Below are 16706 nucleotides of genomic sequence, written 5' to 3'. Positions count from 1 at the left end.
TTCTGTCGCGCCTCGTCTCACCGAGCCGCGGGAGGCTGACAGGTGTCGAGCGCAGCCGAGCAGGAGGCAGTCCAGGAGGGCCGGCGCACGGGCAACGGGACGCCCGAGCGCCCAGCCGCCGTGCTGTGGGGGTCCCCCCGCTCTGGGGGTACCTCCCAGGCCCTTCAAGGCACTGGGGGAGAGGTCGAGAGTGGCGGCGGCCGACGCAGCAAACCGGCACTGCCGGCCGTTCCGGCGTGGCCCGGAGCGCCGACCCCGCTCGGAGCACGCTTCCGGGTCGGCCCCGACGGGGTGGCGGGCACGAACTTCGCGCTCTGGGCGGGCGGTGCCGAGGCGGTCGAGCTGTGTCTCTTCGACGACGAGGGCCGCGAGACGCGCTGCCCACTGACCGAACTGACGCACGAGATCTGGCACGGCTTCGTGCCGGGTGTGATGCCGGGACAGCGGTACGGCTTCCGAGTGCACGGCCGCTGGGACCCGTGGACCGGCGCCCGCTGGAACCCGGCGAAGCTGCTCCTCGACCCGTACGCGCGCGCGGTGGACGGCGACTTCGGACTGCCACCGGAGGTGTACGGGCATGTGCGCGACTGGCCGGACCAGCGGATGGCGGACACGGTGCGCGACGAACGGGACTCGGCGCCGTACGTCCCGAAGGGCGTGGTCGTCCATGACGACGACCCCGACGACGAGTGGGTCGACGACCGCCGCCCGAAGACGCCCTGGGCGGACTCGGTCATCTACGAGCTGCACGTACGCGGTTTCACCAAGCTGCACCCGGACATACCCGAGGAACTTCGCGGCACCTACGCGGGCCTCGCGCACCCTGCGGCGATCGACCATCTCGTACGCCTCGGGGTGACGGCGGTCGAACTCCTGCCCGTGCACCAGTTCGCGCACGAGGACCATCTGCTGCGCAAGGGCCTGCGCAACTACTGGGGCTACAACTCCATCGGGTACTTCGCGCCGCACGCGGCGTACGCGGCGAGCGGCACCACCGGGCAGCAGGTCGGCGAGTTCCGACGGATGGTGCGGGCGCTGCACGCGGCCGGCATCGAGGTCATCCTCGACGTCGTCTACAACCACACGGCGGAGGCGGGCGAGCTGGGTCCGACGCTGTCCCTGAAGGGCATCGACAACCGCGGCTACTACCGCCTCCAGTCGGACGCACGGAGGTACGCCGACTACACGGGCTGCGGCAACACCCTGCATGTGGTCCAGCCGCAGGTGCTGAGGCTCATCACGGACTCGCTGCGCTACTGGGTGACCGAGATGGGCGTCGACGGCTTCCGCTTCGACCTCGCGGCGGCGCTGGCACGCGCCATGCACGATGTCGACATGCTGTCGCCGTTCCTCGCGGTGATCGCTCAGGACCCGGTGCTGCGGCGCGTGAAACTCATCGCGGAACCATGGGACGTAGGCTCTGGCGGCTACCAGGTGGGCTCCTTCCCGCCCCTGTGGACCGAGTGGAACGACCGCTACCGGGGTGCGGTGCGCGACTTCTGGCGGGGCGCACTGCCGGACGTACGCGACCTGGGCTACCGACTGTCGGGATCGAGCGACCTGTACGCGTGGGGCGGCCGCCGCCCTTACGCCTCCGTCAACTTCGTCACCGCCCACGACGGCTTCACGCTCCGTGACCTCGTGTCGTACGAACGCAAGCACAACGAGGCCAACGGCGAGGGCAACCGGGACGGTTCGGACGACAACCGGTCCTGGAACTGCGGCGCGGAGGGCGAGACGGACGACGAGCGCGTCAACGCCCTGCGCCGCCGCCAACTGCGCAACCTGCTGACCACGCTGCTGCTGTCCACAGGCGTGCCCATGCTGGTCGCGGGCGACGAACTGGGCCGTACGCAGCGCGGCAACAACAACGCGTACTGCCAGGACAACGAGATCAGCTGGGTCGACTGGTCGCACCTGGACGACCCGGGCTGGCGGGGCCTCTTCGAGCTGACGTCCCGTCTGATCGCACTGCGGCACGCGCATCCGGTTCTGCGGCGGCGCGCCTTCTTCTCCGGCCGCCCTCATTCGGCGGACGGCCTGCGCGACCTCGCGTGGTTCACGGCGCGCGGCACGGAGATGACGGAGCGGGACTGGTACGCGCCCGCTGCGACGCTGGGGATGTACCTGTCCGGCCGCGACATCCCGGGACGGGACGAGCGGGGTGCGCCGGTCGTCGACGACAGCTTCCTCGCGGTGCTGCACGCCGGGGACCGGCCGGTGAGTTTCATGCTGCCGGGGGCTCCGTGGGCGGAGCGGTACGAGGTTGTGGTCGACACGTCGCGGGAGGAACAGGCTGAGGGGCCTGGGGCGGTGCATCCCGCGGGGGTGGAGGTGACGGTGCCGGCTCGGGCGGTTCTGTTGTTGCGGGTTGTGCCCGCGTGAAATTCAGCCTCTCTGGGGGCACCTCCCAGCGGTAGCTTGGGGAGCTTGAGGAGCGCGGGTCTGGAGGCGGGGTCTGGGGGCGGAGCCCCCAGTTCCGGGAAGGGGCGGGACTGGGGAAGAGGCCCCGCAGGGCCCCACCCGCCTACATCCGGTCGTAGGACCACAGGACCACGCCAGCCCAGCCGAAACTCGGTGGGCACTGTCAGTGCCGAACCGTAGGCTCGCAAACGATGTCCACTTCACCTGCACCCACCACAGATCCCGCGGCCCCGGCGGCCCACAAGGCCCCGTCCCCGTCCGCCGTTCGGACACTGCTGCGCCTGTGGCCGTACGTACGCCCCGTACGAGCACGATGGTTCAGCGCGGCGGTGGTCGCGGTCGTGGCGTCGTGTCTGTCGCTCCTCTTCCCCGTCGTGCTGAAGTGGATCGTGGACGGCCCGGTCGCCGACCGCGACCCCGGTGGGGTGTGGCTGGGAGCGGGCCTGCTGCTGGGACTGGGCGTGGCCGAGGCCGTGCTGTTCGGGTTGCGGCGATGGCTGGTGGCGCGGCCGCTCGCCGGCGTCGAGGCGGCGATGCGCGCCGATCTGTACCGGCATCTGCAGCGGCTCCCGGTGGCCTTCCACGACCGCTGGGCGTCGGGCCAGTTGCTGTCCCGCGGCACGACCGACCTCATGGTCGTACGGATGTTCCTGGCCTTTCCATTGACCTTCCTGCTGGTCAACGGGGTGACGATTCTCGCCGGATTCGGGCTCCTCATCGCGCAGGACTGGACGCTCGGGCTCGTACTGCTCGCGCCGGCCGTACCGCTCATGGTGCTCTGCTACCGCTTCGAGGCGAAGTACGCCACCGCCGCACGCACGGCGCAGGACCAGGTGGGCGATCTGACCACCGTCGTCGAGGAGTCGGTTCTCGGGATCCGGATCATCAAGGGGTTCGGGAGGCACCGCAGTCAGGCCAGAGCCTTCCGCGAGCTCTCGGGGACGCTGCGGGGCACCGAACTCACCAAGGCGCGGCTCCTCGCCGGGATCCTGTGCCTCATCACGGTTCTGCCGGAGACGGCTCTCGGCGCCGCGCTCGTCCTCGGCACCGTGCAGGTCGCCGACGGTGACCTGTCGGCCGGCACGCTGGTGGCGTTCCTGTCCACCGCCCTCGCGCTCCGCTGGCCCATCGAGTCGATCGGTTTTCTGCTCGCCATGAGCCAGGAGGCGGCGACCGCCACGCGGCGGTATTTCGAGGTCATGGACGCGGTGGAGGAGCGGCCCGGTGCGGTCGGCGGTTCGGCTGTCGGTGTGAATGGCCCTGCGGCCGACGGCGGCGACAGGGATCACGACGGCGATGGCCAAGGCGATGGCGTCGGCAACGGCAACGGCAACGGCAACGGCAACGGTGGAATGCGGTTCGACGGGGTCGAGTTCCGGTACCCGGACGCCCCGGACGACTCCGTCCCCGTGCTCGAGCGGATCGATCTGCACGTCCGCCCCGGCGAGACCATGGCCCTCGTCGGCGCCACGGGCAGCGGCAAGACGACCCTGACGGCTCTTGTGCCGCGCCTGCACGAGCTCACCGGTGGGCGCATCACCCTGGACGGGCGGGACATCACCGCCATGGAGCGGGAGGAGCTGCGGACGCTGGTGTCCGTGGCCTTCGAGGAGCCGACGCTGTTCTCGGCGTCGGTGGCCGAGAACGTCTTCATGGGCGCGGACGGGCACGCCGAGCCCGAGCGGCTCGACCGGGCGCTCGGCATCGCCCAGGCCGGATTCGTCCGGCGGCTCCCGGACGGTGCCTCCACCCAGGTGGGCGAACAGGGCCTCAGCCTCTCCGGCGGTCAGCGGCAGCGGCTCGCACTGGCCCGCGCCGTCGTGGGCGAGCCCCGTTTCCTCGTACTCGACGATCCGCTGTCCGCCCTGGATGTGCACACGGAGGCGCTGGTGGAGGCGGCGCTGCGGGAGGTACTGGCCGAGAGCACCGCTCTCGTTGTGGCGCACCGCCCGTCGACCGTGCTGCTCGCCGACCGCGTGGCGCTGCTTTCGGGCGGACGAATCGCCGCGGTGGGTACGCATCAGGAGCTGCTGCGAACGAACGCCGAGTACCGGCACCTCATGTCCGGCGAAGACGGCCACGGCCAGGACGGGCACCCCCAGGACAGACACGGTCAGGACCGGCACCCCCAGGACAGGCACGGTCAGGACGGGCACGGCCAGCCCGGTCACCAACAGCGAGAACAGGGCGAACAGGGCGAACAGGGCGAACAAGGGGGCGACGCACCATGACCACCACCGCCGCAACTCAGAAACCGCCGACCACCCCGGATCCCGTCGACGAGCCCGGACTCCCCGCCAAGGGAGACCCGTTCGACAAGGACGACCTGCCCACGCCCAAGGGCGCGACCGGCGCCCTGCTGCGTTCGCTGCTCGCACCCCGGCGCCGCACCGTCTGGGCGGTCGCCCTGTGTCTGCTCCTCCAGCAGGCCGCGGTGCAGGCGGGCCCGCTGCTCGTCGCGTACGCCATCGACACCGCGGTGCCCGCGTTCCGGGCGCATCACTACGGGCCTCTGATCGCCGTCGCCGTCGGCTATCTGCTGGCGGCGGCCTGCTCCGGCGCCCTCCTGTACGCATTCGTACGGCTGTCCGCCCGCGTCAACCAGGACGTTCTCCTCGATCTGCGCGGCCGTATCTTCCGCCATGCGCAGGCCCTCAGCGTGGACTTCCACGACCGCTACACCTCCGGCCGCCTCATCTCCCGTGCGACCACGGACGTGGAGTCCCTGCGCGAGCTGCTCGCCGAGGGGCTGCAGGAGCTGATCAACGTCATCCTCGCCTCGGTCTACATCACCGCGATGCTGCTCTGGCTCGACCTCGGCATCGGCAGCGTGGCCGCGCTGTCCTTCGTGCCGCTGTACGTGCTGATCCAGCTGTACCGGCGGCGTGCGGCCCGCGTGTACGGGGAGCGGTCGTCGGCGATCGCCGCCGTGATCGTGAAGTTCGCGGAGACCATGAACGGCATCCGCCCGGTCCGCGCCTTCCGCCGCGAGCGGGCGAACGACAAGGACTTCGCGGTCCTCAACCACCGTCACCAGCGCGCCAACGGCGACGCGCTGCTGGAGATGGCGCGCTATGTCGTCGGCTCACGGCTCGTGGCGAACACAGCCGTGGCCGGGATGGTGCTGTGGGGCGCCTACCGCGTCGCGGCCGGGTCCCTGGAGCTGGGCGTGCTGGCCGCGGCCGTCCTGTTCATCCGGCGGCTCTACGACCCGATCGACCGGCTGGCGATGTTCCTCAACTCGTACGAGTCGGCGGCCGCCTCGCTCCGCAAGATCGCGGGCCTGCTGCACCAGGAGCCGTCCGTGCCGGAGCCGGAGTCGCCGCGCCCGCTGCCGGCCCTGGCAGGTGACCGGCCGGGCCGCGAGGTCGTCTTCGAGGGCGTCTCGTTCGGTTACCGCACGGGAGGCGAGGTTCTGCCCCGCTTCGATCTGAGCCTCCCGGCCGGGCAGACGGTCGCCGTCGTCGGCTCCACGGGCGCCGGCAAGTCGACGCTCGCCAAGCTGCTGGCCCGCTTCTACGACCCCTCGGCGGGCCGGGTCCTCCTCGACGGTGTCGACCTGCGCGACCTGTCGGTGCCCGAACTGCGGCGCGGTGTGGTGATGGTGACCCAGGAGGCGTTCCTGTTCTCCGGCACGGTGGCGGAGAACATCGCCATCGGCCGCCCCGACGCCACCCGCGAAGAGATCGAACAGGCCGCCAAGGCCATCGGCGCGCACGACTTCATCAGCGCCCTGCCCGACGGCTACGACACCGACGTACGCAAGAGGGGCGGCCGTATCTCGGCCGGTCAGCGCCAGTTGGTGGCCTTCGCCCGCGCCCTCCTCGCCGACCCCGCCGTGCTGATCCTGGACGAGGCGACCAGCTCCCTGGACATCCCCGGAGAACGCGCCGTGCAGCGCGCGATGCACACGGTGCTGAACGGCCGCACGGCGGTCGTGATCGCACACCGCCTGTCGACGGTGGAGATCGCCGACCGGGTGCTGGTCATGGAGCACGGCCGCATCGTGGAGGACGGCCCGCCCTCCGAACTCATCGCGGGGACAGGCCGGTTCGCGGATCTGCACCGGGCATGGCGCAACAGCCTCGTGTAGAGGCGGGGCTTGCACGGGCGGTGCGCACAGGCAGGGGGCGTGTGTTCGGCGGGGCTGACGGGTGGAAGAAGGGCAGGGGCGGATGATCGACGCGTACGAGGATCCCGGGACACCTGACTGTCGCAGCGGCGGCCGGTATCTGTGGTGGCTGGTCACCAGCCAGCGAGGCCGGGCCGCCGCGGGCGCCCTGCTGGGCAGCGTCTGGATGGTGCTCATGGCACTGACGCCGTACCTGCTGTCACGCGCGATCGACGACGGTCTGGAGCCGGGAGACCAGACCGCGCTGGCCGGCTGGGCCGCCGCCCTGCTGGGTCTCGGGGCGTTCAACGCCTGGGTGAGCATCATGCGGCACCGCACGATGACCAGACTCCGCATGGACGCCAACTTCCGCACGGTGAAGGTCGTCGTCGGGCAGGCGGTGCGGCTGGGTGCCGCGCTGCCGCGCCAGGTCAGGGCCGGGGAGGTGGTGACGATCGGCGTCAGCGACGTCCAGACGATCAGCCAGTCCCTGACCATCGTCGGCCCGGGCCTCGGCTCGGCCGTCGCGTACGTCGTCGTGGCCGTGATCCTGCTGTCGATCTCGCTGCCGCTCGCCGCAGTGGTACTGCTCGGGGTGCCGCTCACCGCCGCACTGGTCAGCCCGCTCATGGCGCGGCTGCAGGGCGCGGAGTCGAGGTACCGCGAGCGGCAGGGCAGGCTGACCGCGCGTATCGGCGACCTGGCGCAGGGCCTGCGGGTGCTCAACGGCCTGGGCGGAAAAGGGCTGTACGCCGGCAACTTCCGGCGCGACTCGCGGGAGCTGCAGGCGGAGGGGTACCGGGTCGGGGCGGTGACCAGCTGGATCCAGGCGCTCGGCATCGGCCTGCCGATGCTCTTCCTCGCCGTCGTGACCTGGCTGGCGGCGCGGCTTGCCGCGCAGGGCGCCATCACCGTGGGCGAGTTGGTGTCGGTCTATGGCTATGTCGCGGTCCTCGTGATGCCGGTGGCGTTCTTCATCGAGTGCGGCTACCAGGTCAGCCGGGCTCTGGTCGCCGCGCGGCGCGTCGTACGGTTTCTGGCGCTGGAACCCTCGGAACTCCTCGAGCCCGCGGAGCGCCTCGAGTCCGCGGAACGCCTCCAGCCCGTGGAACGCCTCCAGCCCGCGGAACGCCTCCAGCCCACGACCGGGTCCGCCGGGAGCGGTGCCCTGGACGCCCCCACGTGCCCGTCCGTGCTGCGCGATCCGGAGTCCGGCGTCGAGGTGGCACCGGGCAGGCTGACCGCGCTGGTCGGCGCGCGACCCGCGGAGTCCGCGGCCGTCGTCGACCGGCTCGGCCGGTACACGCAATCCGCGGCGACCTGGGGCGGGGTGCGCCTCGACGAGATCGCCCTGCCGCAGGTGCGCGAGCGGATCCTGGTCGCGGACAACGAGGCCGACCTGTTCGCGGGCACACTGCGCGTCCTGGTCTGCGGCCGATGGGGACCGGACGGCAAGGACGACGCGGCGATCGCCCGCGCCGTGCACGCTGCTGTGGCGGACGACATCGTCCTGGGCCTCTCGGACGGGCTCGACTCGGCCGTCGACGCAGGCGGCCGCAACCTCTCCGGAGGCCAGCGGCAGCGCGTACGCCTGGTCCGGGCACTGCTGGCCGATCCCGAGGTGCTGCTGGCGATCGAGCCCACCTCGGCGCTCGACGCGCACACCGAGGCCGCCGTCGCGGCCCGGCTGCGGGCCGTACGCTCCGGCCGCACGACCGTCGTCACGAGCACGTCGCCGCTGGTGCTGGACCGGGCGGACGCCGTGTACTACCTGGTCGACGGCAAGGTCGCCGCCGTCGGCTGCCACCGTGAACTCCTCAGCGAGGAGCCGGGATACCGCGCGCTCGTGGCCCGCGACACGGACGCAGAGGAGGCCGTTCGGTGACGGCGCGGAAAGGGACGGACGGGAAGATGTCGGCCCGGAAGACGACGGTCGGCAAGACGACGGCGCGCAAGACGACGGCGCGCAAGACGTCGGCCCACAAGACGACAGCGCGGAACAGGGCACGGGAGTCGGCACACGAATCGGCGACCGCGTCGGCACGGAAGTCGGCTCAGCTGCCCATCGCCGAACCCGCCGACGTACGCCGGGCAGCGGGCCGGCTGATCCGGGCGGACGGACGCGCCTTCGCCGCCGCGCTCGCCCTGAACGCCCTGGCCGCGGGCGCCGGCCTCGTCGGCCCCTGGCTGCTCGGACGCATCATCGACGAGGTCCGGGCAGGGGGCGACGTGAGCGTCGTGGACCGGCTGGCGCTCGCCATCCTGGTCTGCACGGTGGCGCAGCTGCTGCTGGCGCGCTCCGCCCGGTACGTGGGGCACCGGTTCGGCGAGCGGACCCTGGCACGCGTGCGTGAGGAGTTCGTCGACCGGGCACTCGCGCTGCCCGCCTCGACCGTGGAGCGCGCCGGTACGGGCGACCTGACGGCTCGTGGCACCGCCGATGTCGCCGCGGTGGGCACGACCCTGCGCGACGCGGGTCCCGAGCTGCTCATCTCCACGGCCCAGGCGCTGTTCATCCTCGGCGCCGTCTTCGCCGTCGACCCGCTGCTCGGCTGCTGCGGGATGCTCGGCCTGCTCGGTATCTGGTTCGCCATGCGCTGGTATCTGCGCCGGGCGCGCACCGCCTATCTCGCCGAGGGCACGGCCAATTCGGACGTCGCCGAGATCCTCGCCGCCACCGCATCCGGAGCCCGCACTGTTGAGGCGTTCGGGCTGCAGCGGCGGCGTGTCACCGCGAGCCGGGACGCGCTCGAGACGTCCCGGCGCAGACGGCTGCACACGCTGTTCCTGCGCACCGTGCTCTGGCCGATCGTGGAGGTCTCGTACACGGTCCCCGTGGTCGCCGTGCTGTTGATGGGCGGAGTGCTGCTCGAGCGGGGTGCGTTGAGCCTGGGTGCCGTCGTCGCCGCAGCGCTGTATCTGCGGCAGTTGGGCGAGCCGCTCGACACGATCCTGATGCGGGTCGAGCAGTTGCAGAGCAGCAGTGCGTCCTTCGCCCGCGTCGAAGGGCTGGCCCGGGCCCCGAGGCCGGCCCGGGCTCCGAGTCCGGCCCAGGCTCCAAGTCCGGCCCAGGCTCCAAGTCCGGCCCGGCGTCCGGAGGTGTCATCAGCCGGTTCCTCCACCCCGGCGACCCCGGCGACCCCCGTGGACGACCGGATCGACGTGACCGGTGTGCGCTACGCCTACCCCGGCGGAGGCGAGGTCCTGCGCGGGGTCGACCTGACCGTACGGCCCGGCGAGCGGCTGGCCGTCGTGGGGCCGTCCGGCGCGGGCAAGACCACCCTGAGCAGGCTGCTCGCGGGCATCGACGCGCCGCGCACCGGCACGGTGACGGTAGGGCGGGTGCCGATCGCCGACCTGGACCCCGAGCAGCTGCGACGGCAGGTCGTCCTCGTCACCCAGGAGCACCACGTGTTCCTCGGCACGGTCCGCGACAACCTGCTGATCGCCGAGCCCTCGGCCACCGACGAAGATCTGTGCGCAGCACTCGCCGCCGTCGGAGCCGACTGGGCGGATGAGCTGCCGCACGGCCTGGACACCGAGCTGGGGCCCGACGGGCATCGCACCGACGGCTCCCAGGCCCAGCAACTGGCCCTGGCGCGTGTCGTGCTGGCCGATCCGCACACACTCATCCTCGACGAGGCCACAGCGCTCCTCGACCCGACGACCGCACGCCACACGGAGCGTGCGCTGGCCGCCGTCCTCGAGGGCCGGACCGTCATCGCGATCGCGCACCGCCTGCACACGGCACACGACGCCGACCGGGTGGCCGTGATGGAGGAGGGCCGCCTGACCGAACTCGGCACGCACGACGGCCTCGTGGCGGCCGGTGGGGCGTACGCGGCACTGTGGCGCACCTGGCACGGTGAGTCGGCGGCTGTCGGCGACTGAATGAGCCGCGGCATCCAGCGCAGAAGGAATCAGTGTTCTGGCCGCCGAGCAGCAGCCCGCTGCACCGCCTGACGGGCGACGGCTCCACGCCCGTCCCCAGCTCGGACCACCGGATGGTGTGGCAGGACGTGTTTCTGGGCTGAGCCTGGTTCCGCGGCTGAGCAGTGAGTCGCAAGAGTCACCGCTCCCGGTCACCGGCAGGCCCCGAGCCGAACCGAGGTCTGCCGTGGGCGATCCTGGGATCAGTTGGCGATGAGCACGCCCAGCATCGCCGCCCAGCAGAGCGCCACCAGTACCGGCAGGAGCATCATGATGAGCCCTGTCGGAGACCTCCTGAGCCAGTCGTTGCCGTCCTCGGCCACCTCCCGGCCCACGATCCGCTGCCCGCCGTGCCACGCCATGTACTCCTCGAGCTCCATGGCGGCCCGCTTGCGGGCGTCGAGATAGCGGCGGCCGAAACGCAGCATCTGCGAGAAGGCGATGGAGGAGGCGAGCCCGATGATCGTGATGATCACGGCAAGACTGTGCGCCATGGACTCCACGGACCCGGACGCCGGCTTGTCCTGACTGACGGAGAACCCGAGCGCGGCGGCCAGACCGGCCGTGATGTAGAAGAAGTTGTTCAGCTTGTGCCAGTTGGTCGTGTCCTCGTGCTTGTAGAGGTCGATGGCGACCGTGTACTGCGCCTGGAGCATTGACTCCCGCGGCTTGCGCCACACCCACACCATCCGCTGCTTGCCGTCGGGCGGCGTCAGCCGTGTCAGCTCCTCGAAGCCGAGCTTGCGATGGAAGAGCGTCGATGCCGCGTTGTACGGCTCGGTGACGACCGCGGCGATCACCGGGGTGCCCTGCCACTGCTCGAGAACGTGGTGGTAGAGCCGGGAGGCGACTCCCGTGCGCGCCGAGGAGCGCGAAACGCAGATCTGTTTGATGACGAGGAAGGCGCCCAGCGTGGTCTTGATCCGGTGGTTGAGCCACTCGTCCGGTTCGATGCGCTGGTCGCTGTAGGCCAGCACGAAGCCGAGCACCTCGGTGCCCTTGACCGCGACCCAGAAGTGTTCGGCGGTGGTGAGCCTGGCGCGGTAGTGCTCGAGCGTGTAGTCGGAGACGAGGAAGCCCTCGTTCCCCGCACGCTCCGGGTTCCTGGCGTCCAGCCGCCAGGAGTCCGCCAACGCCAGGATGTCCGGTAAGTGCGCCTCGTCGGCTCGCACGATCTCGATCGCCTCGACCTGGTCCGTGAGCATGCGCCCCCCGTGGGTGATCTCGTGCCGCACTCGGGTTCCCCAACTTACCGTCTTTGCCAGTGCGTTGAAGCGCAGCTCCGGCACCTCCCGGGGCAGTGGCCGTTGATGCCCGTGATGGCCGCATGGCCCTACTCGACGACATCGTCATCGTCTGTGCGCTCGTACCGGAGCCCAAACGCGTGAAGAACGCTCATGAGCCGCCCACGACGACCGGCACGGCCGCGGAGTACTGGACGCTGCCGAAGGCGGAGACCTTGGCCAGGGCCCACCAGTCGCCGCTGCCGCCGGTCCGGCGGCGGTGGGTGACGGCGAAGTGGAGTTCCGTCGTGGCTGCCGGCGACACGGTGAACCCCTGGATTCGGGGCGTGATCGCGACCGCGTCGCCGGGTGTGCCCCACGTGCCGTACGGGCTGATGATGCGGGCTTCGCCGCGCACTTCGCTCAGCGCGTGGCCGGTCAGGCGCAGGACGAGGCGGTCCGGGGCCGGGTGCGAGAGGTCGATGTCGAACGGAGAGGCATGCGTGGTGCCGCCGACGGTGACGGGCAGCGCGTCCTCCAGGACCTGGCCGATGCCGTCGGGGATCCGGGCCGTCAGGAAGTACGTGCCCGGGGCCGCGTCCTTCTCCGGACGCACGGTGACGTCGAACTCCGCGAACTCGCCGGGCGCAAGGTCATACCGGAGCGGCGCGTGCGCTGCCACGGTGAGGCCTGCCGGGATGCACAGGGAAACGGTGCCACTGGCCGGGAGGGCGGAGGCGGCGACGGTGGTGCGTATGGTTTCCTCGCGTTTTGTGCTTCCCACGGGCTCGCCGGACTCCCCCGCCTCGCCGAACCGTTCCTCGCGCTCCAGGCGGAGGCTGACCGGGAGATAACCGATGGGTGCCGGGCCCGTGTTGTGCAGCCAGTAGCGGGTGAAGACCGGCTGGACGGGTTCGCGGGCCGGGCCACCGCCATCGGTGTCCTGGGTGGGCCGGTCGCGCCCCGCCAGGCCCGGGCGGGCCGCGATCGTCGCGACGTCTGCCGCCGCCAGGCCGATGCTGAGCGAGCCGTCGTCGTCGGCGGTCAGCGGTCGTACCGTGCGCTGTTCCAGGAGATCCGTGGCCTCGCCGGCGGTGAGTCCGCCATGGAGGCGAACCCGCGCCGTCACCGGCCGCCCCTCCGACTCGTACAGGCGCAGGACCAGGCCGTCGGTGGCGGGATCGGTGTCGCCGGGGAGCCCGGAGGCCATGGGATTGCCGCGCGGTTTGAGCGCCGAGAGCACGGCGTTGGCCGGTTCGACGGTCAGGAGCGAGGTGCGGGACGGGAGTTCGCCGTCGGAGGGGGCGGTGGGCACGGCGAGGAGGGGGTGGTTCGCCTCGCGTCCGGCGCGTACGAAGCCTGCCTGGCGCCAGTCGCCGGAGCCGCCGACGAGGCTGTACCGGAACTCGTGCGTCCAGTGCTGGAGGGCGAAGCTGCTGCCGTCGGGGGCGGTGCGGCGGGGGCCGTCCAGCCAGACGCCGCTGGGCCAGTCGGTGCAGGAACGCATGAGGGAGAGGTAGAGGGTTCCGTCGGCGGTGGCGACGGAACCGGGGGTGCCGTGGTTGATCAGGGCGACGGAGTAGTCGTCGGCCGGCTCGGCGGTGGTGGGCAGGTCGTCGGGTACGGGAACGTCGACGACCGCGTCCGAGAGGTCGGCGGCGAGCGTGTCGGCGTCCCGCACGATAAGGACCGGCAGGTCGCGCGGGCCGCGTAGGTCGGCGCCGGGGACCCAGGCTTCGCGGCGGGTACGGACGGCGGGTACGAAGACGCGGCCGTGGGCGGCGAGGGCCGCCCGGTAGGCGGCTTCGTCCGCTCCGGTCGCGGCCAGGACGCGTTCGGCGAAGGCGTTGTCAGTACCGGATGCGACTCTGATGTCGGGGAGGTTGGAGTCCGCGTCGAGCGAGCCGTGGCGCGGGCCGTCCGGGCGCGTGCAGGTGGCGGTCACGCCCTGGGCGACGAGTGCGGCGAGGAGGGGGCGTACATCATGGTCTTCGGGGGCGATCACTTCGGCTACGCCTATGGCGTGCGACAGCGTTCTGGCGTGGGCCGGATGGGCGGGCGGATCGGCTGGTGGGTGCGCGGACGCGTCAGCCGCTTGGTTCCCGGTTGGGTGCGCGGCTGGGTTCGCGGCCGGATGCAGGGCGATGCGTGCGGTCGTGGAGAGCCCGGCCCAGGTGTGGGCGGGGTTGTCGAGGGTCCACAGGTGCTCGGCGGTGTCGGACTCCGGGAAGCCGAAAGGCCGCCCGATCGCGGCGAATCCCACCTCGGAGACCGGCAGCGTCCCGGGCAGGTCGAGATCGAAGCGGACCCGCAGCAGCCGGTCCTCTCCGATGGAGCCGTCCACGCGGGTGCGCAAGTCGATGCGGGAGCTGCCCTGGAGGAGGGTGGCCGTCTGGGTGATCCGCAAGGTGTCCAGGTGTACTTCGGTGGTGATCCGCGCGCCGATGGCGGAGCGCTCGACGCGTACGGAGGTGGCGGACCGGGTGCCGGTGCCCGTGCCGGGCCCCTTGGGAAGCAGATGCCAGGGGCCCTCACCCCAGACGGGGTGGGTTGTGTACTCGTCCTGCAGGGTCAGTTCGGCGCCGAGACCGCCCGGGCGGAGCAGTTCGCGGCCGGTGCGCAGATCGGTGATGCGGCTCAGCGCACCGCCGCGGGCCGGGTCGGCCTCGACCCGGAAGCTCTCGTTCTCGATGCTCGTGGCCTCGGGTACGAGGGTCCAGCCGGCGGTGGCCCGTTCGGGTTCCGTGGCCCGTTCGGGTTCCGTGGACACCTCGGGCTCGACGAAGTGGTAGACGCGGTGGCCGAGCGAGGGCACGCCCTGGGCGAGGAAGGCGAGAGTGGAGCCGTCCGTGACCGAGGGCACGGGCAGCCCGGCCTCGTCACGGACTTCGGCGGCGCCTGCCGCATCGTCCACGGTGACCAGGCCGTCCCGTTCCCAGGAAAGAGTGTTCGTGACCAGCAGGGGTCGCCCGGGCGCGAGAGTGCCGCGCGTGTCGGTGCGGGCGGCGATCTGCCCCAGCGCGTCCGTCCGCACCTTGTCGCCGAGTTCGTAGGCCTCACGCCAGTTGTCGGCCAGATCGAGATAGACCTGGTCGGACTCGGTGCCCGTGACGGCGTCGTGGTGCGCGCCGTAGGCGAGGAGGCGCCAGGCCTTGTCGAGCGCCTCGCTGGGGAAGCGCTCGCCGAAGAGGCTTGCGAGGGTGGCGAGCCGTTCGCCGTCCAGTACGGCTGTCTCGGCGGCCCGTTGCGCCTGCTTGGTGTCGATGTACGAGACGTCCTTGCCGGTAAAAACCGGGTTCATGTCCCGGGTCTGCGGCGTGATCACCGACGTTGTACGGGAAGCAGCCCGGGAGGCCGTACGCGATGGGACTGGGGAAGCCGTACCCGAAGGGCCCAGGGTCAGGAAAGGCGCCGCCCTCGCCTCACTGCGCACGGCCGCGAAGAAGTCCCGCGGCAGACCCATAGTGAAGCGCGGCCAGACATAGCGCTTGGCCCACTCCCGGTGGATCTCGGTGCACCAGCGGGACGGCACGTTGTGGTCGTGGCCCACGGGCAGCATCACATTGCGGGTGGCGGCGACCTTCTTCAACTGGGCGTACTGCTCGTACGCGGCCACCATCGCGGCCTCGAGCGACTCGGTCCGGTGGATGGCCCAACCGGCCGTGTAGTGCGCGCCCATGTAGTGGGTGAGGACACCGCGGCCGCTGGGCGCGATCCACTCGAACTCGCTGGGGAACTGCATGCGGGCGATGTCCCCGGTGTGCCCGATCGGCCCGGAGTTGTGGAAGGGACCGCGTGCCCAGGCGCTGGAATCGAGTCCGGCGTCGGCCATGATCCCGGGGTGCGCCGGGTCGTGGCCGAACACGTCGAGCAGCCAGCCGGAGCGCGGATCACCGCCGAGTACGTCGCGCTGGTAGCCGATGCCGTAGACGGTGTTGCGGATCGTCGACTCGGGGTGGGTGAGGTTGGTGTTGGGCTCGTTGTAGCTGCCCCCGACCAGTTCGATCCGGTCGTCGCGCAGGAAGCGGCGCAGGTCGGCGCGGTCGCGTGGGAAGGCATCCCAGTGCGGCTTGAGATAGTCGATCTCCGCGAGCACGAAGCGGTAGTCGTCGTCGTGCCGCGCCGAGTCCAGATGGGCTCGTACGAGGTCGAAGGCGCTGCGCACATGGGGCGGGCGGAGGCGGTCCACCCAAGGCAGATCGGGGAGTTCGTGGCGTACTTCGGTGAAGCCCGCCTGGGTGTTCCACCAGACCGGGTCGTAGTGGAAGTGGGAGACCATCCACATGGTCCAGCCGGGGGCCTCGACGGTGACGGTTCCCTCGGCGGTGCGGCGGCAACTGCCGTCCACGGCTTCCGCGATCGCGGTCACCCGGTGCTCGGACCCGATGGCGGCGGGGGCGCCCAGGACGACACCGACCTCGACGACGGTCTCCCGGCCCGCGACGGGGAGCCGGACCATTGCGGGTTCCGGGGTACTCACCAGCGGCCCCTCGACGCGGACCCGCACGGAACCGCCCCCGAAGGCCGCGCCCTCGCCGCCGTCGCCGTTGTCGCCGTCGCCGTTGTCGCGGCGCACGGTGACCCGTACGACCTGGCGGGGGGAGTGTTCCGTACCGACGAAGAGATCGGTGGACCGGACCGCGCAGATCCGCATGTCGGCGTATGCCTTTCGGGTCAGGGTCAGCGACAGGTTCAGAAAATGGCTGCGAAGAGGGTGGGAAAGCACGGGCGACGCCGGAACGAGGGCCCGTGGAAGGGGAACGGGGCGAGGGCGCGCGGGACGGCCGTACGGCCCGTCCACCGGGCGGCGTACGCGACGGCCGCACCAGGGCGGACGCAAGCGCCTCAGCAAGGGTGGCTTCGCTGAACGCCTGGTACGACACCTGTGGTCAGCGCAGAACGCCTGCACGGCATCGGCCGGTCAGGGCGACACCACGGTCGTACGACGAGGTCGTCCGCTGCGACGCCGCGCTCGGCGAACCACCGGCCCGCGAAACTAACGGCCCGCGCATAGCCTC

Annotated in this window: 7 protein-coding genes; 5 read left to right on the top strand and 2 right to left on the bottom strand. The window is 71.4% G+C overall.

Going from position 1 to position 16706, the window contains the following annotated elements; all coding sequences use genetic code 11:
- The first annotated feature begins 42 nt into the window (after nucleotides 1-42).
- From glgX to H1D24_RS02130, 5 genes are all read left to right on the top strand, one after another.
- Nucleotides 43-2385 carry a glycogen debranching protein GlgX gene (gene glgX / locus H1D24_RS02150; RefSeq protein WP_181655589.1) on the top strand — a complete coding sequence of 781 codons (2343 nt, stop codon included), beginning with the start codon at nucleotides 43-45 and terminating at the stop codon, nucleotides 2383-2385.
- A 230-nt stretch (nucleotides 2386-2615) separates the two neighbouring features.
- Nucleotides 2616-4655, top strand: coding sequence for an ABC transporter ATP-binding protein (locus H1D24_RS02145; protein WP_181655588.1), 2040 nt, complete (start codon nucleotides 2616-2618; stop codon nucleotides 4653-4655).
- Complete coding sequence (locus tag H1D24_RS02140; protein WP_181655587.1) at nucleotides 4652-6517, top strand: ABC transporter ATP-binding protein; 1866 nt, start codon at nucleotides 4652-4654, stop codon at nucleotides 6515-6517. The genes H1D24_RS02145 and H1D24_RS02140 overlap by 4 nt, the downstream gene beginning before the upstream one ends.
- 82 nt (nucleotides 6518-6599) lie before the next feature.
- The gene (locus H1D24_RS02135) at nucleotides 6600-8420 is read left to right on the top strand and encodes an ABC transporter transmembrane domain-containing protein (protein WP_181655586.1); all 1821 of its coding nucleotides are present in this window, start codon (nucleotides 6600-6602) and stop codon (nucleotides 8418-8420) included.
- A gap of 26 nt (nucleotides 8421-8446) precedes the next feature.
- Nucleotides 8447-10426: an ABC transporter transmembrane domain-containing protein gene (locus H1D24_RS02130; RefSeq protein WP_181655891.1), complete on the top strand. Its 1980-nt coding sequence runs from the start codon at nucleotides 8447-8449 to the stop codon at nucleotides 10424-10426.
- A gap of 242 nt (nucleotides 10427-10668) precedes the next feature.
- On the opposite strand, the gene H1D24_RS02125 is transcribed toward H1D24_RS02130, so the two are convergent.
- Both H1D24_RS02125 and H1D24_RS43460 read right to left on the bottom strand, forming a co-directional pair.
- Entirely contained in the window at nucleotides 10669-11670 is a 1002-nt protein-coding gene (locus tag H1D24_RS02125; protein WP_181655585.1) for a GNAT family N-acetyltransferase, read from the bottom strand.
- Between the two features lie 190 nt (nucleotides 11671-11860).
- On the bottom strand, nucleotides 11861-16414 hold the full coding sequence (locus H1D24_RS43460; RefSeq protein WP_309484174.1) for a glycoside hydrolase family 38 N-terminal domain-containing protein: 4554 nt from the start codon (nucleotides 16412-16414) through the stop codon (nucleotides 11861-11863).
- Nucleotides 16415-16706 lie beyond the last annotated feature (292 nt).

It is taken from the genome of Streptomyces himalayensis subsp. himalayensis (assembly GCF_013778455.1).
In the GTDB taxonomy this organism is placed as follows: domain Bacteria; phylum Actinomycetota; class Actinomycetes; order Streptomycetales; family Streptomycetaceae; genus Streptomyces; species Streptomyces himalayensis.
This window is presented reverse-complemented; position numbering and strand designations above follow the sequence as displayed.